The following is a 13103-nucleotide window of genomic DNA, read 5'->3' as shown; positions in this document are numbered from 1 at the left end:
CGGGCGGTATCCTCGGTCTCATGCCTGAGCAGACAGATGACCCGGCGGCCACCCCAGGATCCTCGCGGGAGCTCCTCGCGACACGGCCGTGGACCTCCTCCTACGACGACGGCGTCGCCCATGACATCGACCTGCCCGAGACCTCGCTGATCCACATGCTCGAGCGCTCCGTGGCGGTCAACTCGCAGCGCGTGGCCCTCGAGTTCTTCGGAGCGCGCTGGAAGTACTCCCGCCTGGGCGCCGAGGTCGAGCGGGCCGCAGAGGGGCTGCGCCGGCTCGGAGTGGGCCGCGGCGACAGGGTGGCTCTCGTGCTGCCCAACTGCCCGCAGCACATCGTCGCCTTCTACGCCGTGATGCGACTGGGCGCGATCGCGGTCGAGCACAATCCGCTCTACACCGCCGCCGAGCTGCGCCACCAGTTCGAGGACCACGGCGCCAAGGTCGCGGTGGTCTGGGACAAGGCGGTCGAGACCGTCCGCAGCCTCCCCGGCGATGTGGCCGTGGAGAGCATCATCTCCGTCGACATCACCCGCTCCATGCCGCTGCCCATGCGCACCGCCCTTCGCCTGCCCGTGCGCCGCCTCAGGCAGCAGCGCGCGGCGCTCACTACCCCGGCCTCCGGGACCACGGACTGGAAGCAGCTGCTCTCCCACGGGCCCCTGGCTCACGACCACCCCCGCCCGGGCGCGGAGGACCTCGCGATCATCCAGTACACCTCAGGGACCACGGGCCGGCCCAAGGGCGTGATGCTCAGCCATCGCAACCTCGAGTCCAACGCCGTGATGGGCCGCGAATGGCTGCACACCGGCTCCGACGAGGTCGTCTACGGGGCTCTGCCGCTGTTCCACGTCTTCGGCATGACCCTGAGCATGACCTTCGCCATGTCGCTGGGGGCCACCCTGGTGCTGTTCCCCACGCCGCGGGCGGATCTGATCGTGGGCGCCATGAAGCGCACTCCGGCAACGGTGCTGCCGGCCGTGCCGCCGATCTATCAGAAGGTCATGGAGCTGGCCGATGAGAAGGGCCGCTCGCTCGAGGGCATCACCGTGGGCGTCTCCGGGGCCATGGCGCTGCCGCATCACCTGGTCGAGGAGTGGGAGGCGCACACCGACGGCATGCTGATCGAGGGCTACGGGCTCACCGAGTGCTCGCCGCTGGTGGCCTGCAACCCGCTCAACGACACCCGCCGCACCGGCTCGATCGGCATCCCGTTCCCGTCGACCGACATCCGCACCGTCGATCCCGAGACCCTCGAGGACACCCCCGCGGGAGAGGCCGGCGAGCTGTGGGTGCGCGGCCCGCAGGTCTTCCAGGGCTACTGGAAGCGCCCCGCTGAGACCGCCGAGATCCTGCAGGACGGCTGGCTGCGCACCGGAGACATCGTCGCGGTGGACGACGACGGCTTCCTGCGCGTGGTCGACCGGCTCAAGGAGCTGATCATCACCGGCGGCTTCAACGTGGCGCCGACCGAGGTCGAGCACGCGCTGACCACGGCCGAGGAGGTCGCGGAGGCCGCCGTCGTGGGGCTGCGGGGCGAGGACGGCTCGGAGGTCGTGGTGGCCGCCGTGGTGACCTCCCCGGACCGCACGTTCGACGAAGCCCGGCTGCGCGAGCACTGCTACGGCAAGGTCACCCGCTACAAGGTGCCCCGACGGATCATCGAGCTCGACGAGCTGCCGCGCACCATGCTCGGCAAGATCCAGCGCCGCGAGGTCCGCCAGCAGCTCGAGCAGCTGGGCGTCGACCTGGCCCGTCGCAGCTAAGGGCGCGTCCATGGAACTGCGCCAGCTCACCTACTTCATCGCCGTCGCGGAGGAGCGCCACTTCGGGCGCGCGGCCAAGCGGCTGCACATCGCCCAGCCGCCGCTGTCGCAGCAGATACGCCAGTTCGAGGAGCAGCTGGGCGCCAAGCTCTTCGACCGCACCACCCGCCGGGTGGACCTCACCGCGGCCGGGGCGCTGATGCTCGAGCGCGGGCGCAGCATCCTCAACGACGTCGAGGCGCTGCAGGCGGACGTCTATCAGGTCGGCCAGGGGGCAACGGGCGTGCTGCACGTGGGCTTCTCCGGAGCCTCGACGTACAGCGTCATGCCCCGGATCGTGCGCGCGGCCGGCACGGCGTACCCCGGGCTGGCCCTGGACCTGCACGGCGAGATGCTGACCCCGGCCATGGAGCGCGGGCTGCTCGAGCACACGCTCGACGCCGCGATCCTGCGCCCCCCGGTCTCCAGCCCGGAGATCGACTTCCGCATCATCAACCGCGAGCCGCTCGTGGTCGCGCTGCCCACGCACAGCCCGCTGGCCTCGGACCGGCCGTTGTCGATGGTCGAGCTGACCGAGCAGCGCTTCGTGACCTACCCGCCGGAGTCCGTGATGTACCGGATGACCGCGGACCTGTGCCGCGAGGCCGGATTCCAGCACCGCGTCTCGCAGATGGCCCAGGAGACCTCCACGATCCTGTCCTTCGTGGCCGCAGGCGGCGGCGTGGCGCTGATGCCCGCCAGCGTGCGCAGCGTCCAGCTGCGCGGCGTGCGCTACCGCGAGCTCGAGGACTCCCCGCACGCGGAGCTGGCGGTCGCCTGGCGGCGCGAGGACCGCTCGGTGCTGCTGTCCAACTTCATCCAGCTGGTCACCGAGCTGGCCGATGAACCAGAATCCGAGGACCAGCCGGGTCCAGACCCCGTCGAAAGGCCGATGCACTGATGCAGATCGCACAGATCGAGGCGATCCCCTACACGATCCCGTACTCCACCCCTCTGCATTTCGCCTCCGGGGCCGTCCACGAGGCCAATCACGTGCTGGTGCGCATCGAGACCTCGGACGGGGTCGTCGGCTGGGCGGACACCCCGCCGCGGCCGTACACGTACGGGGAGACGCAGAAGTCGATCGTGGCCGTGATCGAGGACATCTTCGCCCCGCAGCTGGAGGGGCTCTCGGTCTTCGACCGGGAGAAGGCCCAGGCCGTCATGGCGCGGACGATCCACAACGAGACCGCCAAGGGCGCGGTGGACATCGCCCTGTGGGACTGCCTCGGCAAGATCCTGGGCCGACCCGTCACCGAGCTGCTCGGCGGATTCTCGGATCACATGCGCGTCTCGCACATGCTCGGCTTCAAGCCCGCGCAGGAGCTGCTCGACCTGGCCCTCGAGTTCCGCGAGACCTACGGCATCGACACGTTCAAGCTCAAGACCGGCCGCCGTCCGCTGTCGCTGGACGTGGAGGCCGCCCGCGTGCTGCGAGAGGGCCTGGGCGAGGACACCGAGATCTACATGGACTCGAACCGCGGCTGGAGCGCCAATGAGGCTGCAGAGGTCCTTCGCCGCACCGCGGATCTCGGGCTGAGCTTCCTGGAGGAGCCGGACGACGCCCGCGAGGTGCTGGGCCGTCGTCGGCTCGTGGAGAAGTCCGCGATCCCGGTCGCCGCCGACGAGTCCGCGCCCAACATGGGCGAGGCCGCGCGCGAGATCCTGACCGGGGGAGCGAACCTGCTGTGCGTGAAGACCGCGCGCACCGGGTTCACCGAGTCCGCCAAGATCGTGGGCTTCGCGCAGGCGGCCGGCGTGGACGTCTACGTGGGCAACCAGATCGACACGCAGATCGGCTCGGTCGCCTCCGTCGTGTTCGGCGCGGCGTTCGAGCACACCCACCGCCGGGCGGGCGAGCTGTCCAACTACCTGGACATGGCCGATGACCTCATCGCCAGGCCGCTGACGATCGCCGACGGGAAGATCATGGTCCCCGACGTCCCGGGCGTGGGCACCGAGCCCGATCTGGAGAAGCTGGCCGCGCACCGCGACCGCTGAGTCGCTCGGCCCTGCGAGGGCCGCTGCGGCCCTCGCAGGGCTCCTGCGCCCTCACCCGTCGGTCGAGCCCATGCCCTCCCTGGCGTAGACGGCCGCCAGCTCGCTGCGCGAGCGCACCCCGAACTTGGCGTAGATGCGGGTCAGGTGGAACTGCACCGTCTTCTCCGTGATGAACAGCGCCTGGGCGACCTCCTTGTTGGTCGACCCCCCGGCCACGAACTGGGCGACGGCCTGCTCCTGGGCGGTCAGCTGCACGGCCTCGGAGCCGACGTGCAGAGCGTCGAGGGCCCTGCCTGCGCAGATCGGAGAGCCCGTCCGAGCCGGTCTGCTCGGCGGCCGGCACGAGGGCGTTGGCCCCGGCGGCCTTCAGCTCCCGGTCGCATCGGGACACGTAGGTCTGGGCGCCCAGGGAGGCATAGAGCTCGCGGGCCGAGCGCAGCACTCGCGAGGCCAGCCGCCGCTTGCCGGCCCGCCGCATGCTCTGCCCGTAGGCGAAGCGCACCCGGGCCTCGAGATAGGGGCGGCGCCTCGAGGCGCAGCGCGTCCAGCGCCCGGTCGAAGAGCTCCTGGGATGCTTCGACCTCTCCGCGCGCGGCCAGCAGCCGCCCCTCCGCCCATGCCATGCGGGCGGCGTCGGTCGGGAAGGGCGAGGAGGGGGCGACCGACTTGAGCTCGTCCAGGAACCCCTGGGCCTCGTCGAGCTGATCGGTCATGACCAGCGAGTTCACCAGGGTGTCCTGCCAGGACCAGAACGGCTCGCGGCCAGCGGTGACCGGATCAGCCGTGCGCAGCGGGCGCAGGGCCTCCAGCGCGGACTCGTAGTCCGCCCGGGCCTCGTGGTAGCGCGCTCGGGCCAGTGCCGCCGGGACCATCATGCTGCGGTAGCCGTCGGTCGGCACGACCGTCAGCGACAGGAAGTGCTCGGCACGGTCCCAGTCGCCTCGCATGGCGTTGAGCTCGGCGGCGGTCCAGTACAGCAGAGGCCGCATCAGGCGCATGCCCGAGGACTCGAGGCGCACGGAGGCATGGGCGATCGTGGCGGCCGCGGCGTCCCAGTCGCCCAGGATCAGCCGGCAGCGCGCCAGCCAGGACTCGGCCCACAGGGAGATGCGCAGCGATCCGCCGCGGTACTCGGTGGGCACAGCCTCCTCGAAGCGCAGGCGGGCCGTCTCCACATCGTCGGTGCGCAGGGCCAGCCAGGCGTGGCCCATGAGCAGTCGCTGCTCCTGGGCGTTGCCCACGGTCGTGCCCAGATCATCGAGGTACGGCCGCTCGGCTTCGTCCAGGCGCCGCGAGGCGAACAGCCCCAGGCCGTACATGGCGCGGGCCTCGACGCTGCTGTGATGCGGCGCCTCGGCGAGCTCAGCTGTGCGCTCGCCCCAGGTGACGATGCCCTCGCCGTCCCAGTCGGCCAGGGCGTGCAGCGTGTGCCGCAGGGCGATGCGCGCTCCGGCGCTGGGATCCAGGTCCTCGCGCACCGTGCGCCAGGCCATGGCCAGCTGCGCCGCCGCCGTCGAGCGCCGCCCCGTGACGACGGCCAGGTAGCCCAGCACGGAGGCGCGCAGGGGAGACGGCGGCATGGACTCGACCACGCTGACCAGGCTCGCGGCCTGGGTGATGTCGCCGGCGCCGATCAGGGCGTCGACCCCGCGCAGCAGCCGCAGGTCGCCGTCGCGGCGGCCCAGAGAGAGCCGAGAGGCCGAGAGCATGGCTGAGGCGACCTCCGACCAGCAGCCGTCGGCCGCCTGGCGCTCGGCATAGGCGACCAGCTGCAGGGCCAGCAGCTCCTGTGGACCGGGAGAGGCCGCGACCAGGTGGCCCAGCCGCGCGCCCTCATCGGCCACGACCTCCGCGGCAGCCCGGTGCAGGGCGAAGCGGCGGGTGGGGGCGATCTGCTCGTAGACGGCGGCGGTCGCGCTGGGCTCCACGAAGTGCACCGCGGAGGGCTGCCGGTCCATGCTCAGGCGAAGCAGCCCGGCGGCGTGGCCCTCGTCGACGACGGGCAGGAAGTGGGACAGCTGCGCGAGAGCGGCCACCTGCTGCAGAGGCGCGTCCTGCCCCAGCACGGAGACGGCTTCGGCCATGCGCAGCAGCTCGGGAGAGGCTCGACGCAGCTGGGAGGCCACCCGGGCGCGCGTGCGCCGCGACGGAGGCAGCTTCGGCAGCCAGCCGTGCCACTGCTCCGAGGGGACCTCCTGGAGCAGCTCGATCACGGACTGCGGGTGGCCCTGGGTGTGGCGCAGCAGCTCGTGGACCGTCGTCATGCTCAGCTCAGCACCCACGATCTCGCGGCCCAGGGCGGCGACGGCCTCGGCCTCGAGCGGAGGCAGGTGCAGCACCTCGGTGGGATAGCCGGTCAGATGGTCGATGATCCCGGTCGGCAGCCCGGCGGCCTGGTCCAGGTCGACGGCGAAGAGGAAGAGCACCCGGCAGCTGTGCAGCCGTCGCGCGGCGAAGATCAGGATGCGCAGCGAGTCCTCGTCGAGCCACTGCAGGTCGTCGATCACGACGATCACCGGCCCGCGGCGCTGCTGGGCCTCCAGGTGGGTCTGCAGGGTCTGGGCGTAGTTCAGCGCCTGGTCGGGGGTGAGCCGCTCGACCACCTGCGAGGGCGGCTGCGGGCCGCCGTCGAACCCGGAGGGACTGCGCAGAGGGGCGCTGCCCATCAGCTGGGTGTAGCCGGCCAGCGGGAGCGCGGACTCCCACTCGCTGCCGCTGGCGGAGAGGACCGCGCGATTGCGGGACGAGGTCTGGGCGAGCAGCTCGCGCAGCAGCCTGGTCTTGCCGATGCCCACCGGCCCGGAGATCACGGCGGTGCGGGGATGACCGCGGCGCACCTCCTGGTAGAGCCGCAGGAGGTGCTCGAGCTGCGCATCGCGCCCGACGAGCGCGACATCGCCGGAGCTTCCGCTGGGAGCGTGGGGCATGGGCCGATCATAGCGATCGCGCCCGAGCGGTCCGGGGCTCGGGCCCGGGAAGGCTCGACGACGCGGGATCTGCCCGAGAAGGAGGGGCCGGCCGACTCGAGGGAGTCGACCGGCCCCGGTGAGCCGTGCCCGAGCGCTCAGCCCTGGTCGCCGCCGCCCACCGGCAGCACGGAACCGGTGATGTAGGAGGCCTCGTCGGAGGCCAGGAACACGATCGGGGCGGTCTGCTCCTCGAGGGTGCCGTAGCGCTTCATGAACGAGGAGTCGACGGTCTGGTCCACGATCGTGCGGTACCAGGCCTCCTCCTGCTCGGTCTCCGGGCCGGGCCCGCGCTGCACGGCCCGCGGCGGGGCGAGCGTTCCGCCCGGAGCCGTGGCCACGACGCGCACACCGCGTTCGGCGACCTCGAAGGCCAGCGCCTTGGTCAGGGCGTTGACGCCGCCCTTGGCCGCGGCGTACGGGACGCGGTTCAGACCGCCCGTGGCCACCGAGGACACGTTGACGATGGTCCCCGAGCCGGCCTCGAGCATGGGCCTGAGCACGGCGTGGCACGCGTACATGGTGGGGAACAGCGAGCGTCGGATCTCCTTGTCGATCTTCTCGACGTCGTACTCCTCGTACGGCCGGGCCCAGATGGTCCCGCCGACGTTGTTGATGAGCACGTCGATCCGGCCGTGGGCTTCGAGCGCGGCGGAGACGAACTGCTCCGCTCCCGAGGCCTGCTCCAGATCCACTCCCGTCACCGCGGTGGCCCGCCCGGCGCCGGAGCCGGCCTCCGCGCGCTCGTCGATGCCCGCGGCGACCTCCTCGGCGATCTCGGAGCGGTCCACGAGCACGACGGTGCCGCCTTCGGCGGCCACGCGCTCGGCCACGGCGCGGCCGATGCCCTGAGCCGCTCCGGTCACCACGACCACGCGGTCCGCGAAGCGGCCCGAGCTCAGGTGCGTGCGCTGCCCGGCCTCGGCCTCGACGGTCGGCATCCCGGAGACATCGGTGCCCGTGGCTCCGGGAGTGCCCGGGCCCTTGCCGTCCGCGGAGGCCATCAGCAATCCGCCCCGGCGGCCGTCTCCGGCTTCTCGTCGGCGGAGGTCTCGTGGGCGTCCACTGCCGTGTCCATGGTCTGCTTGGCCTGGACGGTGTGGGACTGGATCAGCTCGAGCGTCTTCTCGAGCTCACCGGCCCGCATGAGCTCCACGAGATCGTGGTGCTCCTGCGTGACGGTCTCGAAGATCACGCCGCCGTTCTCCAGGGCCTCGCGCATGTGGGAGGGGGTGTCCAGCCCCTGGTACGCCGCGAGCAGCGCGGGGTTGTCGGCGACCGTGAAGGGGTACTCGTGGAAGTCGTAGTTCGCGGCCACGAAGGCCTCGTAGTCCACGAGCTTGCCGTCCTCGACGGTGCCGTCGCACTTGTCCGCCAGGCGGCCCCAGTTGTCGAGCTGCTCCTCGGTGAGCTTGTCGATCAGCAGGCGGGCGGCGGCGGTCTCCAGCCCGGCGCGGGCATCGAGGTGCGCGGAGGTATCCACCTTGCCGAACTTCAGGACGCCGGTCTCCATGGACGAGACCGCCTGCTCGGCGGAGGTGGACGAGTCGACCTCGTCGGGGGAGACCGGAGCGCCGGTCTCGTCGTCGCCGCCGGTGGTGCCCTTGGGGGCGAAGCGCTCGAAGTAGAAGTTGGCCGGGTTGACCTGCTTCTCGTCGAGCCAGGAGGACACGGCGTTGACCATGGGGGGCGGGCCGCACAGGTAGATGTCAACGTCGCCCTCGTTGAGGTGCTCCGGCTCGGTGATCTGAGTGACGTAGCCCGTGTGCGGGGCGGAGGTCCCCTCCTCGGAGGCGATGTAGTCCCAGGTGAAATCGGAGAGCCGGCCCTCGTAGGCCTTGAGCAGGTCCAGACCCACGATGTCCGCCTCGCGGGTCACGCCGTAGATCAGGTGCACCGGCTGATCGGTGCCGGATTCTGCGAGCTTCTCGAGGATCGACAGCAGCGGGGCCAGGCCGGTGCCGCCGGCCAGCAGCAGCAGCCGGCGCTTGGGCTCGCGGAGGAAGAACGAGCCGAAGGGGCCGGAGAACTCGATCTCATCGCCCTCCTGCGCGCGGTCGCGCAGGTACTCGGACATGGCGCCCTTCTCCGAGATGCGGACCATGAAGGTGGTCTCGTCGGTGTCCGGGCCGCTGGACATCGAGTACGAGCGGACCTCGTCGGTGCCGGGGACCTTGATGTTCACGTACTGGCCCGGCAGGAAGGAGAGCTCGTCCCGGTTGGGGATGTCGATGCCGAAGGAGATCGTGGAGTCCGAGTGGCGCTCGATCATGTCGACCTTGCCGTTGAACGTCACGGCGGAGGTCTTGGCGACCTCGGAGGTCGACGGGATGTTGATCGACATGTCCGACTCGGGGGTCGACTGGCAGGTGAGCAGGTAGCCCTTCTCCAGCTCGTCCTCGGTCATGGCGTCGTCGATGAAGTCGCCGGGATCGAACTCGCCGGACTCGCAGAACGACTTGCAGGTGCCGCAGGCCCCGTCGCGGCAGTCCGACGGGATGTTGATGCGCGCCTTGAACGCGGCATCCATGATCGTCTCCATGTCACCGACCTTGATGACCTTGGTGACGCCGTCCTCGAAATTCAGTGCGACCTGGTTAGGCATGGTCTTCTCCTCGTCCTCTGCGGCGCTGCGGCCGGCGCAGGAAAGCTCGTGGTCCGACGGCCGCGCGGGCGGGCTGCTCGCGCGGGGGTCGGGATTCGGGAAGGCCCGGGATGGCCCCGGGCGGGGGTGCGGGGCGCCGGGCAGACGGCGACTCGCGCGGGTTCGACGGGCGACACCCGAAAGCCCGCCGCCGTGCTCTGCGTCGGTCCGTGACGGAGGCAGAGCACGGTCGGCGGGCCGGAGGGCGCCTGCGATCAGATCATGTAGACGTCGATCACCTGGTGGATGTAGTCGTTCTTGAGCACGACCTTCTTCTTGGTGATCTGGGGCTTGTCGCCGGCGAGGTCGATGTCGACCTCCGCGTAGCCCCAGTAGTACATGTCGTTGTTGTAGCGGAAGTAGCCGGTCAGCCAGTTGTACCGGACGTGGACGGTGTCGCCGTCGCGGCCCAGGACCTCGATGTCCGAGAGGTTGTGGTTGTGCCGCGGCTCCGGCAGCGACGTGGCCGACGAGCGGTCCGTCTTGATGCGGAAGACGCGGTCCTCGAGGCCGCCGCGGTTGGCGTAGTAGATCAGCGAGATCTCGGTCTGCGGATCCGTGGTCAGCTCGTGATCGTCGTCCCACGACGGCATCCAGTACTCGGCGTCCGGGTGGTAGCACTCGATCCAGGCGTCGAAGTCGCGGTCGTCGAGCAGGCGGGCCTCGCGGTGGAGGAAAGCGCGGACGGTCTCGAGGACCTGGATGTCCTCGATGCTCATGAGCTCAGCCATGTGGTGTCTCCTTCAGGTCTGGGGAATCGGTCTGCGAGGGGCGTGCGTCAGCTCGAGGCGGCCGCGGACTCCGCAGCCTCTGCCTCGGCGGCCTCCTCGGCCTGCAGGCCCGACTCCATGACCTCGTGCCAGTAGCCGTGCTGGATGGGGTAGAGGCCCTCGTCCTCGGTCTTGACGCCCGAGGCGAGCACGTTGTCCATGCCCAGCGCCTTGGCCTGCTCGTCCGGGCCCTGGATCTCGTGCTCCATGCCGCGGGTCATGTCGTTCCACTGCGCGCCCTTGGCCCAGTAGGTCTTGTTGCAGGAGCGGAACTCCTCGAGATCGTCCGGGGTGGCCATGCCAGAGGCGTTGAAGAAGTCCTCGTACTGGCGGATGCGGTTGGCGCGGTTCTCCTTGGACTCGCCGACCGGGGCGATGCAGTAGATCGTCACCTCGGTCTTGTCCGCGGACAGCGGGCGGAAGACGCGGATCTGCGAGGAGAACTGATCCATGATGTAGACGTTCGGGTAGAGGCACAGGTTGCGCGAGATGTTGACCATGAAGTTGGCCATCTCCTCGCCGTACTTCTCCACGAGCTCCTCGCGGCGGTCCCACAGCGGGCGGTCCTTCGGGTTGCCCCATTCCTGCCACAGCAGCAGGTGGCCGTGCTCGAAGGAGTAGAAGCCGCCCTTCTGCTTGCCCCACTTGCCGGCGTCCATGGCCTTGGTGGTGTTGGTGGAGTCGCCCGAGGAGCGGCGCGAGGTGGTCGCGGCGTAGTTCCAGTGCACCGAGGTCACGTGGTAGCCGTCGGCGCCGTTCTCCGCCTGGACCTTCCAGTTGCCGTCGTAGGTGTAGGTGGAGGCGCCGCGCAGGACCTCGAGGCCGTCCGGGGACTGGTTGACGATCGAGTCGATGACCTTGGTGGCATCGCCCAGGTGCTCCTCGAGGGGCTTGACGTCCGGGTTCAGGGAGCCGAACAGGAAGCCGCGGTAGGACTCGAAGCGCGCGACCTTGGTGAGGTCGTGCGAGCCCTCCTTGTTGAAGCCCTCCGGGTAGGCGCCGTTGCGGCCGTCCTTGACCTTGAGCAGCTCGCCGCTGTTGCGGAACGTCCAGCCGTGGAACGGGCAGGTGAACGTGGTGCGGTTGTCCGTCTTGCGTCGGCACAGCATGGCCCCGCGGTGCGCGCAGGCGTTGATGATGCAGTGCAGCTGCTCATCCTTGTCCCGGGTGATCACGACGGGGGTGCGGCCGATGTTGGTCGTGTAGTAGTCGCCGACGTTCGGGATCTGCGACTCGTGGGCCAGGTAGATCCAGTTCCCCTCGAAGATGTACTTCATCTCGAGCTCGAAGACCTCCTCGTCGGTGAAGATCTCGCGCTTGGCGCGGATCACGCCGTTCTCGCGGTCGTCCATGACGGCGTTGTCGATGACGTCGTGCAGATGGCTCAGGTTCTCAGTCATGTCTCCTCCTGGAGTGTCGACCGGACCGTCCGGGATGTGCCCTGGGACGGGTGCGCGGCTCGCGCTTCCCACGATGCGGTCTGCGGGAATGCGGCGTGCCTCGATGATGAACCAAGTCTGGAGTTCGGTGACAGCGCTCACATCAGGGGAATGCCTAGTGGGGGGCAAGGGGTTCGAATATGTTGGTTCAAGAAGAGAAGCGACACGATTGATATTTGTGATATGAGCAATGAGTGACTTAGTCTTGGCTGTATCGCACATCACATGTGCGGCCGGATCCCTCGTCCCGGCAGGATGTCCGCAGGCCCTCCGGGCCCGCGGACTGGGGTGCCGCGGCTGACAGCCGACGGCGGGGACGGCTCCGCATCGACGCGGCGCAGCCATGGGCGGCGTGCTCGCGTCGGCAATCCGAACTATGTGGAGGTCGACATGACTGAAACCCGCAAGGAGCACGAGGGCACAGCCGTCGAGGCCGGCTCGCTCGCCACCCAGCGCTTCGCCGAGTCCGGCAAGCTCTCCGGCCTGGACGTCCCGGTCGAGCGCGTCGACGCGATCGCCTCGGACCTGGTCAACGCCCTGAACGAGATCGCCGTGAAGCACAGCGCCACGTACGAGGAGTTCAACGCGTTCAAGTCCTGGCTCATCAAGGTCGGCTCGGACGGCGAGTGGCCGCTGTTCCTCGACGTGTGGCTCGAGCACACCATCGAGGACATCAACTCCCAGGACCGTCCGGGCGTCGTCGGCACGATCGAGGGCCCGTACTACGTTCCGAACGCCCCGCAGATGCAGACCCCGGCCACGCTGGAGATGCGCGAGGACGAGGAGGGCACCCCCATCGTCTTCCAGGGCGACTTCACCGACACCGCGGGCAACCCGATCAAGGATGCGACCGTCGAGATCTGGCATGCCGATGCCCAGGGCTTCTACTCGCAGTACGCCCCGGAGCTGCCCAAGTGGCTGTTCCGCGGCACTGTGGCCGCCGATGAGAACGGCCACTTCGAGATCCACACCAAGCGCCCGGCGCCGTACCAGATCCCCACCGACGGCGCCTGCGGCCAGCTGATCGCAGCCGCCGGCTGGCACGCCTGGCGCCCGGCCCACATCCACATCAAGGTCCACGCTCCGGGCTACCAGCTGGTCACCCAGCAGCTCTACTTCCCGGGCGACGTCCACAACGAGGATGACATCGCCGGCGCCGTGAAGCCCGAGCTCATGCTGGATCCGCAGGACAACCCGGACGCCCCCGGCGAGATGGCGACCTACAACTACGTCCTGGCCCGCGAGGGCGAGACCAAGTGATCAGCCTCCGCTGATCCCGCGACGCCGGCCAGGGGCGAGGTCCCGCTGGCCGGCTTCGCATCGCACGAGCCCTCGGGAGGCACCGATACAGGTGCGCCCGGGGGCTTCTGCGCCTCCGCTCGACGTGCGGAGAAACATGATTAGTCGATGTCTTGTCAGTGGACTGAGGTGTCCCCTATATTGGGGGATGTCGCGCGTATCGGCCCGAGGACGTCCCCCGT

The 13103-nt window shown here is 69.7% G+C and carries 10 protein-coding genes; 4 read left to right on the top strand and 6 right to left on the bottom strand.

Features of this window, described 5'->3' with window-relative positions:
* Positions 1–20: 20 nt before the first annotated feature.
* The 3 genes from OVA15_RS08885 to OVA15_RS08875 are packed head-to-tail and all read left to right on the top strand — an operon-like array spanning position 21 to position 3803.
* The gene (locus OVA15_RS08885; RefSeq protein WP_053447926.1) at positions 21–1763 is read left to right on the top strand and encodes a long-chain-fatty-acid--CoA ligase; all 1743 of its coding nucleotides are present in this window, start codon (positions 21–23) and stop codon (positions 1761–1763) included.
* Positions 1764–1773: 10 nt separating this feature from the next.
* The gene (locus OVA15_RS08880; protein ID WP_024289764.1) at positions 1774–2703 is read left to right on the top strand and encodes a LysR family transcriptional regulator; all 930 of its coding nucleotides are present in this window, start codon (positions 1774–1776) and stop codon (positions 2701–2703) included.
* Entirely contained in the window at positions 2703–3803 is a 1101-nt protein-coding gene (locus OVA15_RS08875; protein ID WP_024289765.1) for a mandelate racemase/muconate lactonizing enzyme family protein, read from the top strand. The genes OVA15_RS08880 and OVA15_RS08875 overlap by 1 nt, the downstream gene beginning before the upstream one ends.
* Positions 3804–3854: 51 nt before the next feature.
* Here the strand turns inward: OVA15_RS08875 and OVA15_RS08870 are convergent, their stop codons facing one another.
* The 6 genes from OVA15_RS08870 to benA form a co-directional block, all read right to left on the bottom strand.
* Complete coding sequence (locus tag OVA15_RS08870; protein WP_268144414.1) at positions 3855–4058, bottom strand: response regulator transcription factor; 204 nt, start codon at positions 4056–4058, stop codon at positions 3855–3857.
* Positions 4049–6730 (bottom strand): AAA family ATPase, encoded by a 2682-nt coding sequence (locus OVA15_RS08865; RefSeq protein WP_268144412.1) that lies wholly within the window; start codon positions 6728–6730, stop codon positions 4049–4051. The genes OVA15_RS08870 and OVA15_RS08865 overlap by 10 nt, the downstream gene beginning before the upstream one ends.
* A 137-nt stretch (positions 6731–6867) precedes the next feature.
* A complete protein-coding gene (locus OVA15_RS08860) occupies positions 6868–7773 on the bottom strand; it encodes a 1,6-dihydroxycyclohexa-2,4-diene-1-carboxylate dehydrogenase (protein WP_277424624.1) in 906 nt (301 codons plus the stop codon).
* Positions 7773–9374, bottom strand: a complete 1602-nt coding sequence (benC, locus tag OVA15_RS08855; RefSeq protein WP_206390694.1) for a benzoate 1,2-dioxygenase electron transfer component BenC — start codon at positions 9372–9374, stop codon at positions 7773–7775. The genes OVA15_RS08860 and benC overlap by 1 nt, the downstream gene beginning before the upstream one ends.
* Before the next feature lie 254 nt (positions 9375–9628).
* Positions 9629–10144: a benzoate 1,2-dioxygenase small subunit gene (gene benB, locus OVA15_RS08850; RefSeq protein ID WP_268144410.1), complete on the bottom strand. Its 516-nt coding sequence runs from the start codon at positions 10142–10144 to the stop codon at positions 9629–9631.
* 47 nt (positions 10145–10191) lie between these two features.
* The gene (benA, locus tag OVA15_RS08845; RefSeq protein ID WP_053447920.1) at positions 10192–11583 is read right to left on the bottom strand and encodes a benzoate 1,2-dioxygenase large subunit; all 1392 of its coding nucleotides are present in this window, start codon (positions 11581–11583) and stop codon (positions 10192–10194) included.
* 429 nt (positions 11584–12012) lie between these two features.
* Here benA and catA point away from each other — a divergent pair, with 429 nt between their 5' ends.
* Positions 12013–12882: a catechol 1,2-dioxygenase gene (catA, locus tag OVA15_RS08840; RefSeq protein ID WP_053447919.1), complete on the top strand. Its 870-nt coding sequence runs from the start codon at positions 12013–12015 to the stop codon at positions 12880–12882.
* Positions 12883–13103 lie beyond the last annotated feature (221 nt).

It is taken from the genome of Kocuria sp. SL71 (genome assembly GCF_026672465.1).
In the GTDB taxonomy this organism is placed as follows: domain Bacteria; phylum Actinomycetota; class Actinomycetes; order Actinomycetales; family Micrococcaceae; genus Kocuria; species Kocuria palustris.
The sequence above is the reverse complement of the archived record's forward strand: the minus strand, read 5'-3'. Positions and strand labels throughout refer to the sequence as shown.